Consider the following 23,523-nt stretch of genomic DNA (forward strand, 5'->3'; position numbering starts at 1 on the left):
TCTCTGGCAGAACAAGACCTGTGTCCCGGGAGGAGGACGACGCTGTGGCGCTCGTGCGCGTGTACTGCGGTCTGGCCTCGGCAGATCCGGCCGACCGAACGGCTTCGGCCGAAACGACGCTGACGTCCGCTGTGGTCGACGACGCAGGCCGTCTGCTGCATGTCTGTGAGATCGGGGACGAGCCCGCCGGCTACGCCCGGTTGGTCGCGCTGCTGGTGGAGCGCTCCGGTGGGCCGAGCGGCGCGGCCATCGCCGCGGACAGCGACGACCACACCGTCACCTCACTGCTCAGCGCCGCCGGCCGACCGCTGGCGATCGCGGACGACGACTCGGTCGACGACTTCGCCGAGCGTTTCGCCGACGACGACTCGCTTGAGGAGATGCAGTCCTCGCCCGCCGAGCGTCGGGCGGTCGGGCTGGCCCGTGCGTTGCAGGCCGGAGCGTTGTCCGCGGTGACCCTCCCGGCGCCCCGCGACCTCGCCGGCTACAAGCAGGTCCTGTCCGCGCACGCGGCACTCGCCAGCGGGCGGCATTCGGCGGCGGTGACGCTGCGCGAGGTGCTCCGCGAGCTCTACCCGGCCGCGCTGCGCGCGTACCTCGACCCCGCCGAGCCGGTCGCCCTGGCCGTGCTCGACGCGCTGCCCGAGCCGAGCATGCTGACCGGCGCCATCGGCCGCGGCCGTGACCTCGGCGCGACCATCGACGCGGTGGCCGCGCAGCTCGCCGCCGAGGGCCTGGCCGACGCCGACACCGTGACCGAGGCGGTGACCGCGCTGCGGGTCGCCGTCTCCGAGACGCCCCGACGGGCCACCGTCAACCGGGTGCTCACCGCCGCCGTCGCCGAGACCGTTCGGCAGGCCGTCGCCTCCGTCCGGGCCTGCGACGCCGGCTGCGACGCGCTCGTGGGTGCGCTTGCCGAACGCGCCACCCCGGCGCCGGCCGCCGGCCGCCGGGCCGCCGCCCGCCGTGGTGAGCAGGTCGACGAGCTGACCCCCACGGCACCCGCCGGGCTGCGCCCGGTGCGCGCGCCCGAGCCCGCGCCGGCCGCCGAGCCGACCGGCCGGCGCAGCCGCCCCGAGCCGGACCTCGACGCCACCGATCCGGGCCGCCGCCGCCCCCAACCACACCCCGACGCCACCGATCCGGGCGGCCGGCGCAGCCGCCCCGAGCCGGTCCCCGGTGGCCGGCGCAGCCGCCCCGAGCCGGTCTCCGGCCCGGCCGCCTCGGCCTCCCCCCGTCCGCTCGGCCCGCCGCCGGTCGCGCCCGCACCGGTCGCACCACCGCCGGTCGCCCCGAACCCGGTCACCCCCGTCGCCCCGGCGGCGGCGCTGGGCCGGCCGACCGCCGCATCCCCGAGCCGCCCCGAGCCGACCGGCGTGCCGCTGCCGTCGCGGGTGGACGGGCCGACCAACCGTCCGGTCTCCGCGCCGCCCCCGCCGCCGCCCGGGATCACGCCGATCCCGCCGTCCCAGCGCGGCGTCGTGCCGCCGGCCGAGGCCGGCGAGCCGTTCCGCCCGACCCTCACCACCGCGGCGATCAACAAGGCCCGGGCCGAGCGGCAGCGCACGGTCATCCCGCCGCGCCCGAAGACCACGCCGGAGCCGCCGACGGGCGGGTTCAGCGCCACCGACCTGAGCATCCCGGTGCCGAGTTCGCGTCCCCCGGCGCCGGAGGCCCCGCCGGGATCCCGCGCCAACTGGCCCCTCGTCAACAACGGCGAGGACCAGGCCGACCGGGAGCGGGAGGCGCCCGCCTACCCCTACGGGCGGGGCGTGGACGCGCCGAGCGACCCGGGGCGGGTCACCCCGCCGTGGCTCGCCGACGACCTGCCGCAGGAGCCGCCGATGCTGCGGCTCGTCGAACCGCCGCCGCTTGCCGACCGGGCACTGCGCAGCGAGCTGGACCGGCCGACCGAGCCGGGCCTGGACACCCCGCCACTGCGGCTGGTCGACCGCGGCGACGCCGGCCGGACTGTCGCCCGCGCCGAGCTCCCCCCGCCGCTGGAGCGGCGTCCCGCGCCGAAGGAGCACCGGCCCCCGCCGGTTTCCGACGAGGGCGACGGCGACCTGCTGATTTTCGCGCAGGCCAGGTCCGCCTGGTTCGTCGGGCACGGCGACGAGGCCGACCTGGAGTGGACGTCCACCGCGGACACCGGCTGGCAGGCCGCCGAGCAGGCAGCCCGCCCGGCGGTCGGCTCGGAGACCAAGGCCGGCCTGCCCAAGCGGGTGCCGCAGGCCAACCTGGTGCCGGGCTCGCCACTGCGCGAGGAGCGCCCTCTACGGATCGTCCGCAACGCGGCCAGTCTCGCCGAGAACACCACCGGCTACTTCCGGGGTTGGCGGCGCGGGCAGGAGATCGGCGGTTTCGCCGTCGGCGGTCGGCCGGGCCGGGAGGCGGCCGGCGGTTGGGACTTCAGCCGGGACACCGGCGACCGCGACGACGAGCGGGAATTCGAATACCGCTCTGCGGGCTACCGGTCCTGACCCGAGCCGCCCCGCAGGGTGTTCCTGCCCACACCCGGACAATTTGACGCCGCCGCTTGTCGGCCGGGAGCATACCCGGCGGACCAGCGGCGGCGCGTGTTCGCCGTGGTGGGAAGGCGACTCCAATGGCGACACCGGCATTCGACTCCACCGTGCTCACCCGCCGGGGCGTCCTCACGGCCGCAGCCGGCAGCCTGCTGCTCGCCGGATGCGGCCCGCAGGGTCAGCGGCCGGACGAGGGCGCGGCCAGCGGCGCACCCGGCGACCAGGACATGGTCGTCGGCGCCAGCCTTGAGCTGAGCGGTCGCGGCGCGGCGCTCGGTCTGGTCCAGCGGCGGGCCCTGGAGATCACGGCGGAGTCACTGAACCGCTCCGGGATCCCGGTCGGGAACCTGCTCCGGTCGATCCGGCTGGAGATCCGCGACAACGGCAGCGACCCGCAAGTGGCCGCCCGACACGCCGCCGACCTGACCCGGACCGGGTCACACGCCCTGGTCGGTGGCGTCCTCGGGGAGACCGCCACCGCCCTCGCGTCGGCCGCCCAGCAGCTCAAGACGCCGTTCCTGGCGCTCGGCCACGCCGACCACATCGTGCTGCCCCTGGCGGACCGCACGTTCAGCTTCAAGCTCACCCCCGACGGCGCCGACGTGGCCCGTCGGATGGTGGACCTGCTCGAATCACAGCGGATCCGGCGGGTGGTCCTGCTGGCCGGGGACGGCCCGCACGGCGACTCGGGCGTACGGGCGGTACGGGAGGCCCTCGGCGCCAGCACCATGGACCTGGTGCGCACGCTACGCCTCCCGGAAACCGGGCGGAGCTTCCGTGCCGCCGCCGGGCGGGCGACCGCCGGGGACCCGGACGGCGTCATCGTCTGGAGCACCGCGCCCGACTCCGGTGCGGCGGCCCGGGAACTGCGGCGGGCCGGGCACCGCGGCCCGCTCTTCTTCGACCCCGGCGCGGTCGTGGACGACACACTCAGCCGCGCCAACGCGAAGGCGGTCGAGGGGGCGTACGCCGTGCACCCGGCCTGCCTGGGCGGTTCCGCGCTGACCGCCACCAGCGGCGCGCAGGTGGCCCGGCGGGACTTCGACTACCGCTACACCCAGCGCCACGGCACCTCGGTCGGCTTCGCCCCGTACGCCGCGGACGCCCTCCACCTCCTCGCCGCGTCGGCGCGCGGGGCGACGAGCCTCGACCGTGGCCGGTTACGGGCCTTCCTGCAGACGCAGATGGTCGAGGGCATCGCCGGCGGGTACGCGTTCACCGCCGGCCACCACGGGGGCATGGAGGCCGACTCGCTCGGCGTCTACCGGGTGTCCCAGGGCAGCTGGACCCGGTACGCCTGACCGTCGTACCCGGGACGCTCCGCGGGTGAACGCGGTGACGAACAGCAGGAAGCGCCCGGTGGCCCCACGGCCATCGGGCGCTTCCGCGCGTCGGTCAGGCGGGTGCGACGGCCCGCGAGCGCCGCATGGTGAGCACGTACTCGACAAGCGAGATCAGCACGTGCTTCGTCGACTCCCGGTTACGGGCGTCGCAGGGCACCACCGGCACGTCACGGGAGATCGCCAGCGCGTCCCGGACGTCCTGCGGGTCGTGGTACTGCATGCCGTCGAAGCAGTTGATGGCGATCAGGTAGGGCAGCCGCCGGTGCTCGAAGAAGTCGATGGCGGCGAAGCAGTCGGCGAGCCGGCGGGTGTCGACCATCACCACCGCGCCGATGGCTCCCCGGACCAACTCGTCCCACATGAACCAGAACCGCGTCTGACCCGGCGTACCGAAGAGGTACAGGATCAGGTCACGGTCGATCGAGATACGACCGAAGTCCATGGCCACCGTGGTCGTCGTCTTGCCCGGCACCTGCCGGGTGTCATCGACGCCCACACCCGCGGAGGTCATGATCGCCTCCGTGGTCAGCGGCGTGATCTCGGAGACCGAGCCGACCAGCGTCGTCTTGCCGACGCCGAACCCGCCGGCGATAACAATCTTCGCTGACGTCACGCGCCCGCTCGGCACCGGCGCCCGGTGCGACATGTCAGAGCCTGCGAAGTCCACTCAGCACCCTCTCCAGCAATTCAGTGCCCACCGCGTCGTCGGAGTCGTCCAGAATGGTCGGCTCGTGCACCGCGACCAGGCCATCCGTCGCCATGTCGGCGATGAGCACCCGGGCCACGCCGAGCGGAAGCTGCATCCGCGCCGCGATTTCGGCGAGCGACTGCACACGTCCGTCACACAACGCGGCGATGTACTGGTGTTCGCGACCTTGACCCCCGTTGCCGGTGGCCACTGCTCGGCCGCGCACCGTCGTCTCGACGAGCGCCTCCAGGGCGATTTCGAGCCGGGGACGGGTACGACCACGGGTCACGGCGTACGGCCGCACCAACGCTCCGGTTGGTTCGTCACGATCCGCCATGTGGCCGTTCACCTCCCTCGTACCCGGCACCGGCTCGCCCCGGTGACATCCGTCGCTGTCCTCGTTGTTTCCGCTCCTGACCCACCGGCCAGCGCGTCATTCAGCCCATCATCCCCACAGCCGCGCGCGGCTGTGGCGTCAGGGCATCGCCCACCCGGTCGACGAGCAGGGCCATCTCATACCCGACCTGACCCACGTCGCAGCTCCGCGCCGCGAGCACCGCGAACGACGAGCCGTCGGAGATGGACATCAGGAACAGGAAGCCGTTGTCCATCTCGACGACTGTCTGCAGCACCGCCCCGCCTTCGAAGCACCGCGCCGCGCCCTGGGTCAGGCTGACCAGACCCGAGGAGATGGCCGCGAGCTGGTCGGCGCGGTCCCGCGGAAGGTCACGGGACGAGGCCAGAAGCAGGCCGTCGGCCGAGACCGCGACCGCGTGCGCCACCCCGGGCACCCGGTCGGCGAAGTTGGCGAGCAGCCATCCGAGATCCTGCGTAGTAGTCATCCTTGTTGCTCCTTCTGCCCGCTCCCGGCCACCGGGCCTGAGCCAGACTGCGAGGACTGCTGCCCGCCCGGAGTGCCCTCCGGGCCGGTCGTGTTGCTGTCGGTGGGGTGGTTGCGGCCCCGCTGGACACCTCGATGGTAGGCCGAGAGCAGACCCCGTACGGCCTCCGGCGTCCGCCGCTGCACGGTCGGCGCCGGCTTGTCGATGCTGCCCGGCACGAGCTGTGCCATCGGCGTTCGCTTCGGCAGGCCCTTCTGGGTGGTCTCCGCGACCGGGACCTCGGTGGCCGCCGAGGCGGCCCGCCAGCCGTCGTCGGCCGCGGTCTGCCATGGCGAGGACTGCTGCGGTGCGGGCTGCTGCGGCGACGTCGGCTGCCGGGTGGGCAACCCTCCGGCGTACGCGGGACGGCCGTTGCCGTTCGCCGCCCGGTTGTCCCGCGGCGCTCCGCCGGCTGTCGGAGTCTGCGCCATCGGTGTGTTACCTGTCGTCGCGGATGTCTGCGGTACGGGCCGGCCGGCGGTGTCCACCTTGGCGAACTGCTGGGTGGGGGCGCCGTTCGCCGGCGCGGCCTGCGCCGGTGCCGTCGCCGGCGCCTCGTCGTTCGGCCCCGGTCGGCGGGTGCGGAACCAGGCGGACTCGAGCTCCCGGAAGATCGGCAGCTCCATCGTCTCGTCCGCGTACCGCTGGCGGTTGCCGGCCGGCTGCGGTGCGGCGGGTCGCGCCGCGGGGGCCGGCGTCGACGGCGCGGCGGCCGGTTGGGCGGCGGCGGTCGGCTGCGGAGCCGCCGCCTCCGGAGCCGCCGGCTGGGTCTCGGCGCGCGGGACCCGGGGCAGCTCGGTGGTCATGTCCAGGCTGGCGGACTGCCGCTCCGGCGTCGCCGGAGCCGGGGCCGGCTCGGCCGGGGCGACCGGCGGCCAGACCGGCGGGGCGCCCACGTGCGGCGCGGGAGCCGGGCGCGACGGCAGTTGGCCGGCCGGCGGCGCGGACACCGGGAAACCACCGGCGGGCTGGCCGGAGGTCGGCGCGGCCGACACCGGCCGGGTCGGAAGTGGGTTGCCCGAGACCGGCGCGGCCGAGACCGGGCGGCCCGAGTACGGGTCGTCCGCCCCCGGGCGGCCCGAGTACGGGTCACCCGAGACCGGGTGACCGGAGACCGGCGCGGCCGAGACCGGACGGCCCGAGAACCCTGGGAACGGGGTGCCGGACACCGGCGGCAGCGGCGGCGCGGACACCGGCGGGACCGGCGGCGCGGACACCGGCGGCGGATTGTACGGCCGGGCCTCGGGGCTGCTGGGCAGCTGCCGTGGGATGGTCGGCTGCTGGCCGCCGGTCGCCGGGTCGCCCTCGCCCGGGTGACGCCGCTGGGGCAGCGGGTCGATGGACTGGCCGTTCGCCGACCGCGGCGGGTAGCCGTCACCGCCGCTCGGGTTCGCCCCGGTCAGGTCGGACCACGCCGGCATGGCACGACCGGCACCGGCGTTGGCCGGGGTGCCGGCGCCGTTGCGGTGGCCCGGGTCGAAGGACCGGCCGCCGAGCGTGACCTGGTTGCCGGAGGCGCCGGGGTGCGACGGCGGCGGGGTGTGCGGGCCGTTGCCGAGCGCGGCCAGTGCGCCGAAGGCAGGTGCCGGGCCGGCGCCGAAGGCCGGCGCCGGGCCGCCCTGCTGCGGGCCGGCGGCCGGGAGGGCCGGCCCAGGCATCCCGCGACCGGCCAGGGCGCGCGGCACCAGGACCGTGGTGGGCAGCGTGACGTCGGCGACGGTGCCCCGGTCGGCGGCCGGCCGCAGCTCGACCTTGACGGCGTGCCGGGCCGCCAGCCGGGCGACCACGACGAGGCCCATCATCCGGGAGACCGCCACGTCCACCTGCGGCGGCGTGGCCAGGCGCTCGTTCAGGTCGTGCAGCTGGTCGGCGCTGATGCCGATGCCGCGGTCCTCGACGTAGAGCGAGGCACGGTCGCCGACCCGGCGGGCCTCGACCATGACGTGCGAGTCCGGCGGGGAGAAGGCGGTGGCGTTGTCGAACAGCTCGGCGACCAGGTGCACCAGGTCGTTGACCGCGTGCGCGGCGACCTCGATGTCCCGGTCGATCACGCCGAACTCGATCCGGGTGTAGTGCTCGACCTCGGACTGGGCGGCTCGGAGCACGTCGATCAGGGCGGCCGGCTCACGCTGCACGCGGGTGGAGTCCGCGCCGGCGAGGACCAGCAGGTTCTCGTCGTTGCGGCGCATCCGGGTGGCCAGGTGGTCGAGCTGGAACAGCTCGGCCAGGCGGTCCGGGTCCTCCTCGCCGCGCTCCAGCCGGTCGAGGTGGCCGATCAGCCGGTCGACCAGGATCTGCGAGCGGCGGGCCAGGTTGACGAACATGGTCGCGACGGAGGCGCGCAGGGCGGCCTGCTCGGCCGCGGTCCGGACCGCCTCCAGGTGGACCGCGTTGAACGCCTCGGTCACCTGGCCGAACTCGTCCTTGCTGCGTACCGGCAGCGGCTCGGCGATCTGGTTTGCCAGCTGCACCGGGGAGAGCTGGCCGGTCACCTGCGGGTCACGCAGCCGGGCCACCGCCTGCGGCAGGCCGTACTGGGCCACCGAGAGGGCGCCCTGACGCAGGTCGCGCAGCGAGCGGGCCATCGAGCGGGCGACCAGGTAGGCGAAGAGGATGGCCAGCAGCAGCATGGTGAGCAGCAGGCCGGTCTCGAGGAACACCTGGCGCTGCGTGTCCGAGCGGAGCTCGTCGGCCCGCTGGACCACGTTGCTGTCGAGCCGTGACTCGACCGCGCGGAGCAGCTTGGCGTTGCCGACCATGGCCTGGTCCCACTGGTCCGGCCCGAACGGCGCGTTCGCCATCGAGCCGCTGTTGTTCGCCGACATGAAGCCGGTGAGGTTGTCCGCCTTGCGCAGGTCGGGACCCTCGACGGTCTGGTCGAAGAACTCGGAGTCGGCGGGGGTGGCGACGGACCGGAAGGTCGCGAGCGCCTGGGCCTGGGCGGTGCCGCTGGCGATGAACTGCTCGCGCAGCGCCGGACTGTACTGGTTCTGGGTGAGCGCCTGGTGCACGACCACCCGGCGCTGGGCCAGGTATTCCTTCTGCCGGGCCACCGCGGCGGCGGCGCGCATCCGGTCGCTGAGGTCGTTGTCGCCGGCGAGCTGGGTGGCCGAGTCGCGGATCGACAGCAGGTCGTTGATCAGGCGCTCGTACGCCTTCTCCGCCTCGTCGATCTTGAGCTTGCCGTTCAGCACCTGGCTACGGGTGGCCGGCAGGTCCTTGAGCTGGTCGTCGATCTCGTTCAGCCGGACCTCGAAGTTGCGTGGCAGGTCACTGATCTCGCCACGCTGCCGCGAGTAGGGGCCCTTCGCCTGGTCCACCCGCTGGTTGGCCCGGTTGTACGCCTCCTGGTACTGCGCCCGGGTCTGGGTCTCCCGCGCACCGAGGAAGAGCACCGAGCCGACCCGCTCGTCCTGCATCGTGTCGGCCAGGTCGCCCGAGTATCCGATCAGGCTGGCCAGGTCACCGGCACGGTTGGCGCTGTTGAGCGTCTCCAGGTGGTCGACCAGACCGCTTGTGCCCACCACGACCGTGGCGATGGTCGGCACGATCATGATCAGACCGAGCTTGGACCAGATCGGCATGTCGCGCAGCCGGCTCGCCGGCCGGCTCAGCCGCGACAGGAAAGAGCCCGCCGTCGTTGGCCGTTTGCTCACGTCACCGCCCTCGCAAAACCGCGTCCGACGTCACCTGCGGGCAACGCCGAGCGTCCGACCCGGCGGGTCGGACCTCCGAGATTCCATCACGCCGCCCGGTAAAGAGAAAGCCCAGGTTGTCCCTCACCGAAGGTGTGATGAGATGTTGATGCAATTTGATAGCAATCTGTCCGGCCGGAGTCACTGAAGGTTATGGATCATCCGCACCGCGTCGTCCTCCTCGCCGGGCCATCCGGCTCGGGAAAGTCGTACATAGCACACCGAACCGGGCTTCCGGTGCTGTGTCTGGACGACTTCTACAAGGACGGCGATGACCCTACGTGCCCGCGACGAAACGGACAGGTCGACTGGGAGTCTCCCTTGTCCTGGGACGCGGACACGGCGGTGGAAACCATTGCCCGATTGGCCCGGGAGGGCAAGGCCGAAGTGCCGGTTTATGCGATCGGCGCGGACCGGAGGGTGGCTACCCGGCCATTTGTCGTCGACGGATCGCCGATCTTCGTGGCCGAAGGGATCTTCGCGGCCGAGATCGTCGCCGAGTGCCGACGCCGTGGGCTGCTCGCCGGGGCGTACGCGCTGCGCCGCCCGCGCGGCGCGACGTTCCTGCGCCGGCTCGCCCGGGACCTCGCCGAGCAACGCAAGGCGCCCCGGGTGCTGGTCCGGCGCGGAATCACCCTGCTGCGGGCCGAACCGGCCGTGCTGCGCCGGCAGACCGGGCTCGGCGCGGAGGCGGCCCGGGCCCGGGAGGTGCTGCGCGGAGTGGCCGCCCTGCTCGCCGGCCACCCGCACCGGTCGTGATCAGCCGATCAGCTTCGCGTACGCCGGCTTGATCACCTCATCGATGATCCGCAGACGCTCGTCGAACGGGATGAAGGCGCTCTTCATCGCGTTGATGGTGAACCACTGGAGCTCCTTCCAGCCGTAGCCGAACGCCTCCACCAGCAGCGCCATCTCCCGGGACATCGAGGTGCCGCTCATCAGCCGGTTGTCGGTGTTGACCGTCACCCGGAAGCGCAGGTCGCGCAGCAGCCCGATCGGATGGTCGGCGATCGACGCCGCCGCGCCGGTCTGCACGTTCGACGACGGGCACAGCTCCAACGGGATCCGTTTGTCCCGCACGTACGCGGCCAGCCGACCCAACGCGGGCGGGTTGCCCGGAACGATGTCGTCGACGATGCGGACGCCGTGGCCCAGCCGGTCCGCGCCGCACCACTGGATCGCCTGCCAGATCGATGGCAGCCCGAACGCCTCGCCGGCGTGGATGGTGAAGTGGAAGTTCTCCCGCTGGAGGTATTCGAACGCGTCCAGGTGCCGGGTGGGCGGGAAACCGGCCTCGGCGCCGGCGATGTCGAAGCCGACCACGCCGGTGTCCCGGTGCCGCACGGACAGCTCGGCGATCTCCTGCGAGCGGGCCGCGTGCCGCATCGCGGTGAGCAGGGTGCCGATCCGGATGGGCGTGCCCGCCTCGCCGGCCAGCGCGCTGCCCTCCCGGAACCCGGTGACCACCGCCTCGACCACCTCGTCCAGGGTCAGGTTCCGCTCCAGGTGCTGCTCGGGCGCGAACCGGACCTCGGCGTAGACGACGCCGTCGGCGGCCAGGTCCAGCGCGCACTCCCGAGCCACCCGGCGTAACGCCGGCGCGGTCTGCATCACGGCCACGGTGTGCGCGAACGTCTCCAGGTAGCGCTCCAGCGAGCCGGAGTTCGCCGCCTCGGCGAACCAGCGACCGAGCGCTTCCGCGTCGGTGGTGGGCAGCTCGTGGTCGGCCTCGGCGGCCAGCTCGACGATCGTCGCGGGCCGCAGGCCGCCGTCGAGGTGATCGTGCAGCAGCGCCTTCGGGACCTTGACGATGTCCTCGTACGAGATTGCGACCATGCCCAGACCCTAGTCACCGATGGTGCCGGCCGGGTCAGGGCCGCCAGCCGTACACCCGCTCGACCGCCAGGCGCAGCACCAGGCGGCCGTCGGCGACCATGGCGGCCCGGTAGTCCGCCCAGTCGGGATGCTCGCCGCGGATCCGGCGATAGACCTCGACCAGCTCCTCGACCGTCGCGTCGTCGGTCGCGGCGGCCGGCGAGGTCAGCGTCACAGTGCCCTCGGCCACCGCGTACGCCCCGCCGTCGGCGGTGGTCACGTGGAAGCTGGCCCGGGGGTCGCGGCGTAGGTTGCGCACCTTCGCCCGGTCGCCCGTGGTGGAGCACCGGATCAGGCCCGGCTCGGCCAGGTAGTCGAGGTTGGAGAGCTGGGGGCGGCCGTCGCGGCGCAGGGTGGCCAGGACCCCGCGACCGTGTGATCCGAACAGTTCCCACAGTCGCTCACTGGTTGCCATGCCTCAATCTAGATCCGTCGTCGGGCCGCAGGAATAGGATCTTCGGCGTGGCCGATCCCACTCTGCTCCCGTCGGTGCTGGCGCGGCTGCGCTGCCCGGTCTGCGGCGAGCCGCTGGCCGAGACCACCGCCGGCACCACCCGCGCGCTGCGCTGCCCGCGCCGGCACAGCTTCGACACCGCCCGGCAGGGATACGTCAACCTGCTCGCCGGCCGGGCCCCGCACAGCGGGGACAACGCGGAGATGGTCGCCGCCCGGGCCGACTTCCTCGCCGCCGGCCACTACGACACCGTGGCCGCCGCACTCGCCGCCGCCGCGACGGCGGTCGCGCCCGACGACCCGTACCCCCTGGTGGTGGAGCCCGGCGCCGGGACCGGGCACTACCTCGCCGCGGTGCTTGCGGCGCTGCCGGACGCCGCCGGCCTGGCCCTGGACGTCTCCAAGCCGGCGCTGCGTCGCGCGGCCCGGGCGCACCCGCGGGCCGCCGCCGCGCTCGCCGACACCTGGCAGCGGCTGCCCCTGGCCGACCGGTCCACCGCCGTGCTGCTGAACGTCTTCGCGCCGCGCAACGGCCCGGAGTTCCACCGGGTGCTCGACCCGGACGGCGCGCTGCTTTTGGTCACCCCGACCCCCGACCACCTCGGCGAACTGGTCGAGGCGCTCGACCTGCTGCGGGTGGACCCGGCCAAGGCCGACCGGGTCGCCGGCAGTCTGGGCGGGCACTTCGTCGAGGAGTCCGCCACCGAGCACCGGGCCCGGCTGGCGCTGACCCGCACCGAGGTCACCACGCTTGTCGGAATGGGTCCCAGCGCCTGGCACGCCGACCCGGAACGGCTCGCCGCGCGGATCGCCGCGCTGCCCGAGCCGACGCCTGTCACGCTCGCCGTCCGGCTCGGCACACACCGCCCCCGTTAGGTCGACAGGTCGACCTCTTCCCAGCCCGGCGGCTCGTCGTGGTACGGCCCACGCAGCACCACCGCCCACTCCAGCGCCCACCGGCGCTGCCCGATCGCGTTCGCGTCCACGAGCCCGGGCAGCGCCTGGCCGGCCCGCTCGGTCTCCAGGTAGGCCCAGTCCAGGCAGTAGTGCAGGTCGAGCAGGGCGGCGGCGTCGGCGGGATGCTGCGGAGCGGCCAGGATGCGGGCCCGCCACTGCGGGAACGTCTCGCCCGTGACCAGGTTCGGCATCCGCTCGACCAGGCGCTCGTCCACCGGCACGGTCGGGTCCAGTTGCTTGGCCAGGCCGAGCACCCAGGCAAGCGAGAAGAGCGCGTCGTGGTGCAGCACGAACGAGCGGTGATCGCCCCGGCCGCCCATCACGAACTGCCACTCCGGCGGCGTCACCATCTCCACCAGGTGCGACTCCAGCAGCCAGCCCATCGCCGCCTGCGCGGGCATCCCGAAGCAGCGGGCCAGGATCACGTGCAGCACCGCTATCCGGGCCTCGATATCCGGCGTCGGGCGTAGCTCGATCTCGTCGCCCGGCTCCCAGACCAGCGGGAACTGCGGCGGCGGCAGCGGAAGACCCAGCCGGGACAGCTCGTCGAGGCTCGCCTCACGGACGGCCCGGGGGTCGGGAGCGGATACGCGCAAGGTCAGTCCTTGTCTGCTCGCCTCGGCTCGTTGCCGGTCGGTCCCCCTGGCCTGCGAGGATAGCGGCTCCGACCGGGCCGGCACCATGGCCGGCCGGTCACCCGATCCGTTCGATGACAAGCGGCGTGCCGGCCGGGGCCGTCGGCGCCACCCGGACCGCCAGGCGTGCCTCGTCGAGCGCGGCCGGAATCCGCTCGGCGTGCTCGGCGCGCAGCTCGAACAGCGGGTCACCCACGCGCACCTGGTCGCCGGGGCGTTTGTGCAGCACCACGCCGGCCGGGATGCTCACCGGGTCCTCCTTGCGGGCCCGCCCGGCGCCGAGCCGCCAGGCGGCCACCCCGATCGCGTACGCGTCGACCTCGGTCACCCAGCCGTTCTCCGCCGCGGTGACCAGCTCGACCTCGTTCGCGGTCGGCATCGGGGCGTCCGGGTCGCCGCCCTGCGCCCGGATCATCGCGCGCCACGCGTCCATGGCCCGGCCGTCGCGCAACGCGGCGGCCGGATCGGTGTCCGGCAGGCCGGCGGCATCGAGCATCTCCCGGGCCAGGGCCAGCGTCAGCTCCACCACGTCGGCCGGGCCGCCACCGGCCAGCACCTCCACCGACTCGGTCACCTCGACCGCGTTGCCGACGGCCCGGCCCAGCGGGGTGGACATCTCGGTGAGCAGGGCAACCGTGCGCACCCCGTGCGCGCCGCCCAACTCGACCATGGTGCGGGCCAGCTCGCGGGCGTCGTCGGCGTTCTTCATGAAGGCGCCGGAGCCCACCTTGACGTCGAGCACCAGCGCGCCGGTGCCCTCGGCGATCTTCTTGCTCATGATCGAGCTGGCGATCAGCGGAATCGCCTCGACGGTGCCGGTGACGTCGCGCAGCGCGTACAGCTTGCGGTCGGCCGGCGCGAGCCCGTCACCGGCCGCGCAGATCACCGCGCCGACGTCGCCGAGCTGGGCGATGAACTCGTCGTTGGTGAGCGCCGCCCGCCAGCCCGGGATCGACTCCAGCTTGTCCAGCGTGCCGCCGGTGTGGCCGAGCCCGCGGCCGGAGAGCTGCGGGACCGCCGCGCCGCACGCCGCGACGAGCGGGGTCAACGGCAGGGTGATCTTGTCGCCGACGCCGCCCGTGGAATGCTTGTCCACGGTCGGTCGGGCCACCGACGACAGGTCCAGCCGCTCGCCGCTGGCGATCATCGCGGCGGTCCAGCGGGCGATCTCCGGCACGGTCATGCCACGCAGCAGGATCGCCATCGCCAGCGCCGACATCTGCTCGTCGGCCACCAGCCCCCGGGTGTACGCGTCCACCACCCAGTCGATCTGCCCGTCGCTCAGCTCACCCCCGTCCCGCTTCGCCCGAATGACGTCAACCGCCGTAAAAGCACTCACCACAAGATCCAATCAGTAATAGCGCGTGCGTGGTCCACCCGACCCGCGAACGGTGACCACGTCAGGCCTGGGCCGACCGTGCCCGGCGGAGGGATCAAGCCTGACCGCCCGGAGCCGGGCACGGTCGGCCCAGGCCCCCACCTCAACCCCAGCGAACCGGAATCTCCGTAGGAGGCTCACCCTCACCGGCCCAGAAAATAGCGCCGGACGCGTCCACCACGACCACGCGCGGCGTCCGCGCCAGCCCCCACTCGATCGCCCCGGTGGGATCGTCCCAGGTCGGGCCCTCCTCCAGCACACCGGTCTCGGCGCCCTCGGTGTCCCCCGCCGACCGCTCCCAGTACGCCGTCCAGACCTGCTGGCCGTCCGACAGGTCGGGGTGCACGAACACGGTGCCCCGGCCCCGCCAGGCGGCCAGCCGGTCCGGCACCACGGGCACCGGGTGCTCGCCGGTCACCGCCTCGATGTCGGCCACGTCGAAGGCGTGCGGCAGCAGCTCGGCCATCCGCAGCGGGGCGCCCTTCGCCTCGACCAGGCACTCCGGCCCGCCCTGCTCCCAGAGCAGCTGCCGGCACCTGCCGCACGGCATCAGTGGCTCGCCGGTCGCGTCGACGCAGGACAGCGCCACGATCCGGCCGCCGCCGGTGGCGTGCAGCGAGGAGACCACGCCGCACTCGGCGCAGAGCACCACGCCGTACGCGGCGTTCTCCACGTTGCAGCCGACCACCACGCGGCCGTCGTCGACCAGGGCGGCGGCCCCGACCGGGAACTTCGAGTACGGCACGTACGCGTGCCGCATCACCTCGGTGGCGGCGGCCCGCAGCCGCTCCCAGTCGATCTCCATCACGACTCCCATTCTGCCCAATTCACGCCGATCGGTCGCGGGTGTGGTCGGAGACAACGGTGCCCGGCGGGTCTGTCCCGCCGGGCACGGTGCGTCGCGGGCGGTCAGCCCTTGACGTACGGCTTGCCGTCGGCGGCCGGCGCCCGGACCTTGCCGACCAGCCCGGCCACCGCCAGGATCGTCGCCAGATAGGGCAGCATCGCCAGGAACTGGTCCGGAATGCTGCTGCCGATCGCGCCCAGATAGGTGGCGAGCTGGTCGGCGAAGCCGAAGAAGAGCGCCGCGAGCAGCGCGCCGGTCGGGCTCCACCGGCCGAAGATCAGCGCGGCCAGAGCGATGAAGCCCTTGCCGCCGATCATGTTCTTGGTGAACGAGTAGAGCGCCAGCGTGTACGACGCCCCACCGACGCCGGCCACCAGACCGGCCATGATCACATTTCGGTAGCGCAACCCGAGCACCCGCACGCCGACCGTGTCGGCGGCGGTCGGGTGCTCGCCCACCGAGCGGGTCCGCAGACCCCACCGGGTCCGGAACAGCGCCAGGTGGATGACCAGCACCAGCAGCAGGCCGAGGTAGAGGAAGATGTTGCCCCGGAACAGCGCCGGACCGAGCAGCGGGATGTCCTTCAGCAGCGGGATCTCCCAGTTGCTGAACCGGGGCGCGCTGTTGTACTTCTCCGCGTCGGTCGCCATCAACCGCTCGTAGAGGAAGCCGGTGACGCCGACCGCCAGCAGGTTGAGCACGATGCCCATGACCACCTGGTCGACCAGGTAGCGGATGGCGAACACGGCGAGCAGCAGCGAGATGAACGCGCCGCCGATCGCGGCGGCCACCAGGCCCACCCAGACGTTGCCGGAGATGCTGCCGAACAGCGCGCCGGAGAACGCGCCCATCAGCATCTGGCCCTCGATCGCCACGTTCACCACGCCGGAACGCTCACAGAGCACCCCGGCCAGCGCGCCGAAGGTCAACGGCAGCGCCAGGATGAACGTCCCGCGCACCACGTTGACAAGCGGCATGAAGTTGCGCCCCTCGGGCGCGGCGGAGACCTGCCAGCACAGGAAGCTCAGCACGAAGGCGACCAGCCCGGCGCCGAGCAGCAGCGTGAACCAGCGCTTGGGCACGCCGGCGAGGAGGGCGGCTCCGGCCGCGGCGGCGACGACCCCGAACAGGATCGCGCCGACCGTGCCGTTGATCGCCAGGGCGGCCCCGCCCTCGGTCTCGCTGAGCGTGAAGCGGGCCTGCTGGTCGGTGGCGAGCGCGCCGAACAGCACCGTCGCGAGCACGCCAAGCGCCAGCAGGACGGCGCCGGCCTTCCGGGCGCGCGTCCAGAAACCCTCGTCGACCGCGGTGACCGCGACGTCCGGGACAGCGGTGGTGGACATGCTCACCAGCCCTTCGCGAGGCTCGTCTGCAGCCGGGCGGCGCGGGCCGCCCGGAGCTGGAAGATCGCCTTCACCAGGGCGGGCGCGGCGATGAAGATGACGATGAGGGCCTGGAGCACGGTGACCAGCTCAAGCGAGATCCCGGAGTACGACTGCATCCGGTTGCCGCCGGCCTGGAGCGCCCCGAACAGCAACGCCGCCAGCAACACCCCCCACGGTTTCACCCGGCCCAGCAGCGCGACCAGGATGCCGTCGAAGCCGATCTGCGCGACCACGAGCGGGGTCAGCGCGGTAGCGGTGGAACCGAGCACCATGTTCGAGCCGCCGAGGCCGGCCAGCAGACCGGCGACGACCATCACCAGCACGTACGTCTTGGTCACGCTGATGCCCGCGGTGCGGGCCGCGTCCGGGTTGGCGCCCACCGCGCGCAGCTCGAAGCCGAGCGTGGAGCGGTTGAGCAGCCACGCGACGAACCAGGTGGCAAGCACCGCGAGCAGGATGCCGGCGTGCACCCGCAGGTTGTCGCCGAGCAGCCGGGGAAGTTGCGCGGAGGACTCGACCGGCTTGCTGATCGCGTCCGACCGGTTCGGGTTCTGCACCCCGTTCTGGACGATGATCCAGGACAGGAAGTAGACCGCCACGTAGTTGAGCATGATCGTGTTGATCACCTCGTGGGCGCCGGTGCGTGCCTTGAGGATGCCCGGTACGAAGCCCCAGAGCGCGCCGCCGAGCGCGCCGGCGATCAGCGCCACCAGCAGGTGCACCCCGGGCGGCAGCGGCAGCGCGAAGCCGGCGACGGCGGCCAGGATGACACCGATGGTCGCCTGGCCCTGGGCGCCGATGTTGAACAGGCCGCCGCGGAAGGCGAGCGCCACCGACAGGCCGGTGAACACCAGCGGCGCGGCGTAGGTGAGCGTCTCCGAGATCGGACCCATCGCGGCGGTGAAGCCGACCGCGTCCGGGTCGAAGATCGCACCCTTGAACAGGTTCGCGTACGCCTCGCTGACCACGTTCCAACTCGCGTTCAGCGCGTCCGCCGGGCGGGCGGTGATGTAGCCGTAGGTGGCCAGCACGTCCGGGTCGGAAACGATGATCAGCACGGCGCCGACAAGCATGGCGAGCACGACCGCGAGCACGGTGACGGTCACCGTGTTGGCGGCCCAGAGGTTGTCCAGGAAGAGCCGGCCCAGGCTGGGCCGGGCCGGCTCGGCCGGCGGCTGCTTCGTCGCGGTGGTGGTCGCCGGTTGCTCGGTGTCGCCGGACGGCGCGGTCGGCGTCGCCCGGGCTTCGGCGCGCGCCTCCTGCGACTCGGTCGCCGGCTCCTTGTCCGGGGAGCCCGACGCCGGGTTCGGGTTCGTCATGCCTCGTCCTCGTTACTGGGGCCCTCGGGGGCCGGGGCGGCGTCGCCCGCGTTCGGGGTCGCGGCGTCGCCCGCGTTCGAGGGCGTGGCCGCGGTGTCCGGGGTGGCGGCGTCGCCCGCGTTCGGGGGCGTGGCCGCGGTGTCGGGGGTGATGCCGGCCATCAGCAGGCCGATCTCCTCGCGTGGGGTGTCCGGGCCGACGATGCCGATGACCCGGCCGCGGTACATCACCGCGATCCGGTCGGCCAGGCCGATCACCTCGTCCAGCTCGCTGGAGACCACCATGACCGCGGTGCCGGCGTCCCGCTCCCGGACCACCTGGCTGTGGATGAACTCGATCGAGCCGACGTCCACGCCGCGGGTGGGTTGGGCGGCGATGAGGAGCTTCAGCGGCCGGGACAGCTCCCGGGCCACGATCACCTTCTGCTGGTTGCCGCCGGAGAGCGTGCCCACCGACGCGTCCGCCGACGAGGTGCGGACGTCGAACTGGTCGATCCGCTCCTTCGCCGACTTCGCGATCTCGTCCGGCTTCAGCGACAGGCCCCGGCCGAACGGCGGGCGGTCGTAGATGTCAAGCACCAGGTTCTCCGCGACGGAGAACTCCTTGACCAGACCGTCGACGCTGCGGTCCTCGGGCACGTAGCCGACGCCGGCACGGAGCACCTTCTTGGTGGACCAGCCCTTCGTCGAATCGCCGTCGAGGCGGACCGTACCGGCGAGCGTCGGGCGCAGCCCCATGATCGCCTCGATCAGCTCGGTCTGTCCGTTGCCCTGCACGCCCGCGACGCCGAGCACCTCACCGGCGTACACGGTCAGGTCGACGCCGTCGACGGCGCGTACCTGCCGGTCGTCGTCGACGACCAGGCCGGCGACCTCCAGGACCGGCCCGCCCGGCTGGGCGGGCTGCTTGTCCACGGTCAGCCGCACGTTGCGGCCGACCATCAGCGCGGCCAGCTCGTCCCGGCTGGCGCTCGGCTCGGCGGTGCCGACCGTCCGCCCGCGCCGGATCACGGTGATCCGGTCCGCGATCGCCTTCACCTCGCCCAGCTTGTGGGTGATGAACACGATCGACTTGCCGGCGGCCTTGAGCGACCGCATGACGGTGAGCAGCTCGTCGGTCTCCTGCGGGGTGAGCACGGCCGTCGGCTCGTCGAGGATGAGCAGGTCGACGTCGCGGGTGAGCGCCTTGACGATCTCCACCCGCTGCTGGATGCCGACCGGCAGGTCCTCGATCACCGCGTCCGGATCGACCCGGAGGTTGTACCGCTCGGAGACCTCGGCCACCTCACGCCGGGCCCGGCGGCGGTCCAGGAGGCCGGCGAAGGGCACCGTGACCCGCTCGGCGCCGAGCATCACGTTCTCGGCCACGGTGAAGACCGGCACCAGCATGAAGTGCTGGTGCACCATGCCGATCCCGGCGGCGATCGCGTCCGACGGGCCCCTCAGCTTCAGCGGCTTCCCGTCGACCAGGATCTCGCCCTCGTCCGGCTGGTAGAGCCCGTAGAGCACGTTCATCAGGGTCGACTTGCCGGCGCCGTTCTCGCCGAGCAGGGCGTGGATCTCTCCAGGCTCCACCGTGAGGTCGATGTGGTCGTTGGCGACCAGATCACCGAACCGCTTGGTGATGCCGCGCAGTTCGAGTCTCAGCGCAACCTCCTGGAGTGCGAGCGATGGTGCCGCGTAGCGACTGCCACGCGGCCACCACGCCGGGTGGGCGATCAAGGTGACCGGCCGCCCCGGGCGCGGGGTTCGGACCCCGTACACCCGGGACGGCCGGATCGTGCTACCTGGCGCCCGCCGGCCCCGCTGCCGATGATCTCACCGTGGCGGGCGGCGGAGCGGTCACTTGGTCGGCTGGGCCTTCGAGGTGACCGTGATGGTGCCGGCGGAGATGTCCGCCTTGATCTTGTCGACCTCGGCCTTCAGGTCCGCCGGGACCTTGCTGTCGAAGTCGTGGTACGGCGCGATCGAGACGCCGGAGTTGGCCAGCGTGCCCACGAAGCCCGGGGTGGACTGGAGCTTCTCGCCACCGGCGGCCTTCAGCACGGCCTCCTTGACGGCCTCCGGGATGTTCTTGACGACCGTGGTCAGGATCGCGGAGCAGTCCGGGGTGCTCTCGCAGCCGTCGACGTCCACCCAGACGACCGAGTACTTGCCGCCGGAGGCCTTGGCCGCGGCGGTGGTGCCGAGGCCGGAGCCGCCGGCGACCGGCATGACGATGTCGGCGCCCTGGGCGACAAGCGCGTCGGAGACCTTCTTGCCCTCGTCCTGCTTGACGAAGTCGTTGGTGAAGGAACCCTTCTGGGTGGCCTTGTCCCAGCCCAGCACCTGGACGTTCTTGCTCTTGGCCTTGTTGTAGTAGGCCACGCCGTCGGCGAAACCGTCCATGAAGATGGTGACCGGCGGGATCGGCAGGCCGCCGTAGGTGCCCACCTTGCCGGTCTTGCTCATCCCGGCGGCCAGGTAGCCGGCCTGGAACGCGGCCTGCGCGGTGTCGAACTGCATCGGGTAGACGTTCGCCACGCCTGGGTTGGCGTCCACGATCCCGAACTGCTGGTTCGGGTTCGCCGCGGCGGCCTTCTTGGTGGCGTCCTGCATCAGGCCACCGACGGCCAGGATGAAGTCGCACTTCTGGTTGACGAACCCGGTCAGGTTGACCTCGTAGTCCGCCTCGGCCTTCGACTGGACGTTCTTGATCTCGATGTTGTCGTTCTCCTTCTGCGCCTCCTGAAGGCCCTTCCAGGCGGAGGTGTTGAAGGACTTGTCGTCGATACCGCCGACGTCGGTCACCATGCAGGCGCTGTACTTCTTGCCGCCGGTGTCACCGGCGTCGTTGTTGTCGTCGGGGGCCTCACCACAAGCGGCGGCGCCCAGCACGAGGCCACCCGCCACGAAGGCGGAGGCGATCCGCATCCCACGCACAGAGCGCAAGACGTCTCCTTCCCATTGCCGACCGCGTCGTGCGCGGTGGCAGCCCTTGCGCCGGCCTGCGGTGTGCCGCCGGCGTCCCACGTTACGGACGGGAGCGTACGCCCGCGCCCACCCACCGGCCGACAATCGTGCACGACTGTTGAGCGTCCGTTACCCCGGTGTAACCCTTGCGTGGGGCAGATCACTAATCGGGCTGGTAGGCGTGCGCGCACGTGTCCCGAACGTCCGCTTTCCGGGACCTTCCGGGTGCCCGGCGGCCTATCGCCAGAACACCGCGACCGCCGCGTTGAGCAGCGTCAACCCGATGATCGCGAGGAAGTGGCCACGGTGCACGGACTCCCGCTTACGGGAGAAGAAAACCATGACGAAGATGAGCAGCGCGAGCACCAACTTGGTAACAAGCTTCGCCGGGGCCGGCTCGTCGCCGTCGCGCAGGGGCGCGGACAGTCCGAGACCGGTCAGGATCTGGATCACCGACCCCCACAGCATGGCCGCGTTGATCCGCAGGCGACCGGTGACGTACTGGGCGATCCCGCCGCCGAGCAGCAGCGCGAAACCGATCAGATGGACGTAGAGAAGGATCAGTCGAAGAGCTTCCACGCCGCCCATCCTCTCTCATCAACGACGCCGTGTAGTAGTGGGGCCGGCGAGGTGCCGTCATACCGTGACCTCCGCCGGCACCACCTACCTCGCCGGCGCTCACACGGGCTCAGGTGTTAAGCGGGGGCCCCTGCTATGCAGAATGCGTTAAGCGGGGCCCCTCCTTGCACGCCAGAGCTGGAAGGTGGGGCCGTCGGCGGGGAGGGGGGCGTTCGGGTGCAGCGCGGGCGCGCCGCCGTAGATGTTGTCGGCGGCGGGCAGGCCCGGCAGATGCACCGGGACGCCGGGGGCGCGGCGGGCCAGCGCCAGCACCGTGCCGGTCGGCGCCTCCCGGAGGAAGACGAGCGTGTCCGCGTCGGCGTACACCCACCGCAGGCCGCCGTGCCGCAGCGCCGGCTCGTCGCGGCGCAGCGCCAGCAGTGACCGGTACGCCTCGAACGTGCGCCGGTCCCAGCTCTCCGGCCGGTGCCACGGCATCGGGGTACGCGACCCCTCCCCGTTCGTGCCGGTGAGCCCCAGCTCGTCACCGGCGAAGACCACGGGCGTGCCGGGCATGGTGGCGAGCAGCCCGGCGGCCACCTCCTGCCGGGCCGCGTCGCCGACCACGGTGCGGATCCGGGCCGAGTCGTGCGAGCCGAGGAGCTGCCAGGAGTGCGTGTACGACCGCCAGGACACCAGCGACCGGTAGGCGTTCATGGTGGCCAGCACCGCGTCCGCGTCCCGCCGCCGCACCCCGCCGGGCGTGCCGAGGAAGTTCGGCACCGGATCGTCGCCGGCGCGCAGCCAGGACCACACCGGGTCGGTGAAGCCGACGTAGTTCATGGTCCCGTGCCAGCCGTCGCGGTCCAGGTCACCGGTGTGGTCGTGGCCGTGCTCGGCGAGCAGCAGCGCGTCCGGCCGGGTCTGCGCGACCACCTCGCGGAGCAGCCGCGCCACCTCGTGGGTGTACGCGTCCGCGCCCCGCCGGCCGGTCATGTTCGCCACGTCCACCCGCCAGCCGTCCAGCCCGTACGGCGGGCGCAGCCAGCGGCGCAGAAGCGAGTCCTCGGCGGTGGCGAAGCGGTGGCGCAGCTCCGCGCTGCCCCAGTTGAGCTTCGGCAGCGACGTGACCCCGTTCCACGACTCGTAGTCGGAGCCGGGGAGGTCGAAGTAGTACAGCTCCCGTTCCGGCGCGTGCACGTCGGAGACGGCGTCGGTGAACCACGTGTGGGCGTCGCCGGTGTGGTTGCTGGTGATGTCGCCGACCAGCCGCCAGCCCCGGGCGCGTACCGCGTCGGCGAGCCGGACCAGCGCCGCGTCGCCGCCGAGCAGCGGGTCGACGGTGTCGAAGCTTGATGCGTCGTACCTGTGGTTGGAACGGGCCGGGAAGATCGGCGTGAGGTAGACCGTGTTGACGCCGAGGCGCTCCAGGTGGTCCAGGCGCTCGGTGATCCCGTCGAGGTCGCCGCCGTAGAACTGGCGGGACGTCTCCGGGCCGCGCCCGATGACCGGCGTGTCCCAGTCGCACGGAATGGCCCAGTCCGGCGCGGGGCGGCCGTCCGCGGCGGCGGAGCGGGCGAACCGGTCCGGGAAGATCTGGTAGATCACCGCGTCCCGGGCCCAGGCCGGCGGCGGCGCGTGGCTGACCAGCTTGAAGTCGCCGTGGTCCGGCACGTCGTGGCCGGCCGTGCCGGCCGCGTTCAGCCAGCGGGCGCCGGCGGCGCCGTCGAGCAGGAAGCGGTAGTTGCTGACCGGGTTGCGGACCTCGACCTCGGCCCGCCACCACACGTCGCCGCCGGCGGTGCGGTCGACCACCGCCGCGGCGAAGCGCGGCTCGCCGTCGCCGGTGGTGCGCAGGTACACCTGATCGACGCCGGCGCCGACGGGCACCCGGACGAACACGGGGACGGTCTGCCCGAGCGCGGGCTCCTGCTCCGGCACGTAGGTGGCGGATCCGTCGTGGTGCGGCTGGAGGGACATGGTGCGGCCTTTCGCGTCGTACCGACAGGGAGTGGGGCGGGCACCCGCCG

Annotated in this window: 19 protein-coding genes; 4 read left to right on the forward strand and 15 right to left on the reverse strand. The window is 72.9% G+C overall.

What is annotated here, in order from left to right; all coding sequences use genetic code 11:
* Positions 1–20 precede the first annotated feature (20 nt).
* Complete coding sequence (locus tag O7602_RS24800) at positions 21–2,483, forward strand: transposase (protein WP_281585017.1); 2,463 nt, start codon at positions 21–23, stop codon at positions 2,481–2,483.
* 125 nt (positions 2,484–2,608) lie between these two features.
* A complete protein-coding gene (locus tag O7602_RS24805; protein WP_281585018.1) occupies positions 2,609–3,829 on the forward strand; it encodes an ABC transporter substrate-binding protein in 1,221 nt (406 codons plus the stop codon).
* A gap of 94 nt (positions 3,830–3,923) precedes the next feature.
* On the opposite strand, the gene O7602_RS24810 is transcribed toward O7602_RS24805, so the two are convergent.
* The 4 genes from O7602_RS24810 to O7602_RS24825 all read right to left on the reverse strand — a co-directional run bounded on the left by O7602_RS24810 (position 3,924) and on the right by O7602_RS24825 (position 9,096).
* Positions 3,924–4,517, reverse strand: coding sequence for an ATP/GTP-binding protein (locus O7602_RS24810; protein ID WP_281585019.1), 594 nt, complete (start codon positions 4,515–4,517; stop codon positions 3,924–3,926).
* A gap of 1 nt (position 4,518) precedes the next feature.
* Positions 4,519–4,896: a DUF742 domain-containing protein gene (locus O7602_RS24815; protein ID WP_123242533.1), complete on the reverse strand. Its 378-nt coding sequence runs from the start codon at positions 4,894–4,896 to the stop codon at positions 4,519–4,521.
* Between the two features lie 100 nt (positions 4,897–4,996).
* Entirely contained in the window at positions 4,997–5,401 is a 405-nt protein-coding gene (locus O7602_RS24820; RefSeq protein WP_281585020.1) for a roadblock/LC7 domain-containing protein, read from the reverse strand.
* Positions 5,398–9,096, reverse strand: coding sequence for a nitrate- and nitrite sensing domain-containing protein (locus O7602_RS24825; RefSeq protein WP_281585021.1), 3,699 nt, complete (start codon positions 9,094–9,096; stop codon positions 5,398–5,400). Before O7602_RS24825 ends, O7602_RS24820 begins: the two co-directional genes overlap by 4 nt.
* 459 nt (positions 9,097–9,555) lie before the next feature.
* Between O7602_RS24825 and O7602_RS24830 the strand changes: the two genes are divergently transcribed.
* Complete coding sequence (locus O7602_RS24830) at positions 9,556–9,894, forward strand: hypothetical protein (protein ID WP_281585022.1); 339 nt, start codon at positions 9,556–9,558, stop codon at positions 9,892–9,894.
* On the opposite strand, the gene O7602_RS24835 is transcribed toward O7602_RS24830, so the two are convergent.
* The gene (locus O7602_RS24835; protein ID WP_281585023.1) at positions 9,895–10,971 is read right to left on the reverse strand and encodes an adenosine deaminase; all 1,077 of its coding nucleotides are present in this window, start codon (positions 10,969–10,971) and stop codon (positions 9,895–9,897) included.
* Between the two features lie 34 nt (positions 10,972–11,005).
* Complete coding sequence (locus tag O7602_RS24840; RefSeq protein WP_281585024.1) at positions 11,006–11,425, reverse strand: PPOX class F420-dependent oxidoreductase; 420 nt, start codon at positions 11,423–11,425, stop codon at positions 11,006–11,008.
* 62 nt (positions 11,426–11,487) lie between these two features.
* Here O7602_RS24840 and O7602_RS24845 point away from each other — a divergent pair, with 62 nt between their 5' ends.
* Positions 11,488–12,339: a putative RNA methyltransferase gene (locus tag O7602_RS24845; RefSeq protein ID WP_281590504.1), complete on the forward strand. Its 852-nt coding sequence runs from the start codon at positions 11,488–11,490 to the stop codon at positions 12,337–12,339.
* On the opposite strand, the gene O7602_RS24850 is transcribed toward O7602_RS24845, so the two are convergent.
* The 9 genes from O7602_RS24850 to O7602_RS24890 all read right to left on the reverse strand — a co-directional run bounded on the left by O7602_RS24850 (position 12,336) and on the right by O7602_RS24890 (position 23,473).
* Entirely contained in the window at positions 12,336–13,016 is a 681-nt protein-coding gene (locus O7602_RS24850) for a DUF4272 domain-containing protein (RefSeq protein ID WP_281585025.1), read from the reverse strand. The two genes, O7602_RS24845 and O7602_RS24850, sit on opposite strands and share 4 nt — an antisense overlap.
* Before the next feature lie 97 nt (positions 13,017–13,113).
* Positions 13,114–14,394 (reverse strand): thymidine phosphorylase, encoded by a 1,281-nt coding sequence (locus tag O7602_RS24855; protein ID WP_281585026.1) that lies wholly within the window; start codon positions 14,392–14,394, stop codon positions 13,114–13,116.
* A gap of 142 nt (positions 14,395–14,536) precedes the next feature.
* On the reverse strand, positions 14,537–15,250 hold the full coding sequence (locus O7602_RS24860) for a cytidine deaminase (RefSeq protein WP_281585027.1): 714 nt from the start codon (positions 15,248–15,250) through the stop codon (positions 14,537–14,539).
* Positions 15,251–15,342: 92 nt separating this feature from the next.
* Positions 15,343–16,623 (reverse strand): ABC transporter permease, encoded by a 1,281-nt coding sequence (locus O7602_RS24865; protein ID WP_281585028.1) that lies wholly within the window; start codon positions 16,621–16,623, stop codon positions 15,343–15,345.
* A 2-nt stretch (positions 16,624–16,625) separates the two neighbouring features.
* On the reverse strand, positions 16,626–17,984 hold the full coding sequence (locus O7602_RS24870) for an ABC transporter permease (protein WP_281585029.1): 1,359 nt from the start codon (positions 17,982–17,984) through the stop codon (positions 16,626–16,628).
* Complete coding sequence (locus O7602_RS24875; protein ID WP_348651297.1) at positions 17,981–19,747, reverse strand: ABC transporter ATP-binding protein; 1,767 nt, start codon at positions 19,745–19,747, stop codon at positions 17,981–17,983. The genes O7602_RS24870 and O7602_RS24875 overlap by 4 nt, the downstream gene beginning before the upstream one ends.
* A gap of 78 nt (positions 19,748–19,825) precedes the next feature.
* Positions 19,826–20,896 carry a BMP family ABC transporter substrate-binding protein gene (locus O7602_RS24880; protein WP_281590508.1) on the reverse strand — a complete coding sequence of 357 codons (1,071 nt, stop codon included), beginning with the start codon at positions 20,894–20,896 and terminating at the stop codon, positions 19,826–19,828.
* A 276-nt stretch (positions 20,897–21,172) separates the two neighbouring features.
* On the reverse strand, positions 21,173–21,514 hold the full coding sequence (locus O7602_RS24885; protein ID WP_281585030.1) for a hypothetical protein: 342 nt from the start codon (positions 21,512–21,514) through the stop codon (positions 21,173–21,175).
* A 147-nt stretch (positions 21,515–21,661) separates the two neighbouring features.
* Positions 21,662–23,473, reverse strand: a complete 1,812-nt coding sequence (locus O7602_RS24890) for a glycoside hydrolase family 13 protein (RefSeq protein ID WP_281585031.1) — start codon at positions 23,471–23,473, stop codon at positions 21,662–21,664.
* Positions 23,474–23,523: the final 50 nt, after the last annotated feature.

The sequence above is a fragment of the Micromonospora sp. WMMD1128 genome, from assembly GCF_027497235.1.
In the GTDB taxonomy this organism is placed as follows: domain Bacteria; phylum Actinomycetota; class Actinomycetes; order Mycobacteriales; family Micromonosporaceae; genus Micromonospora.

What these genes read in the sequence shown, in the direction of transcription:
- O7602_RS24870 (WP_281585029.1), bottom strand. Translation starts at nt 17,984, where the DNA reads ATGACGAACCCGAACCCGGCGTCGGGCTCCCCGGACAAGGAGCCGGCG.
- O7602_RS24810 (WP_281585019.1), bottom strand. Translation starts at nt 4,517, where the DNA reads ATGTCGCACCGGGCGCCGGTGCCGAGCGGGCGCGTGACGTCAGCGAAG.
- O7602_RS24890 (WP_281585031.1), bottom strand. Translation starts at nt 23,473, where the DNA reads ATGTCCCTCCAGCCGCACCACGACGGATCCGCCACCTACGTGCCGGAG.
- O7602_RS24835 (WP_281585023.1), bottom strand. Translation starts at nt 10,971, where the DNA reads ATGGTCGCAATCTCGTACGAGGACATCGTCAAGGTCCCGAAGGCGCTG.
- O7602_RS24815 (WP_123242533.1), bottom strand. Translation starts at nt 4,896, where the DNA reads ATGGCGGATCGTGACGAACCAACCGGAGCGTTGGTGCGGCCGTACGCC.
- O7602_RS24805 (WP_281585018.1), top strand. Translation starts at nt 2,609, where the DNA reads ATGGCGACACCGGCATTCGACTCCACCGTGCTCACCCGCCGGGGCGTC.
- O7602_RS24865 (WP_281585028.1), bottom strand. Translation starts at nt 16,623, where the DNA reads ATGTCCACCACCGCTGTCCCGGACGTCGCGGTCACCGCGGTCGACGAG.
- O7602_RS24880 (WP_281590508.1), bottom strand. Translation starts at nt 20,896, where the DNA reads ATGCGGATCGCCTCCGCCTTCGTGGCGGGTGGCCTCGTGCTGGGCGCC.
- O7602_RS24860 (WP_281585027.1), bottom strand. Translation starts at nt 15,250, where the DNA reads ATGGGAGTCGTGATGGAGATCGACTGGGAGCGGCTGCGGGCCGCCGCC.
- O7602_RS24840 (WP_281585024.1), bottom strand. Translation starts at nt 11,425, where the DNA reads ATGGCAACCAGTGAGCGACTGTGGGAACTGTTCGGATCACACGGTCGC.
- O7602_RS24820 (WP_281585020.1), bottom strand. Translation starts at nt 5,401, where the DNA reads ATGACTACTACGCAGGATCTCGGATGGCTGCTCGCCAACTTCGCCGAC.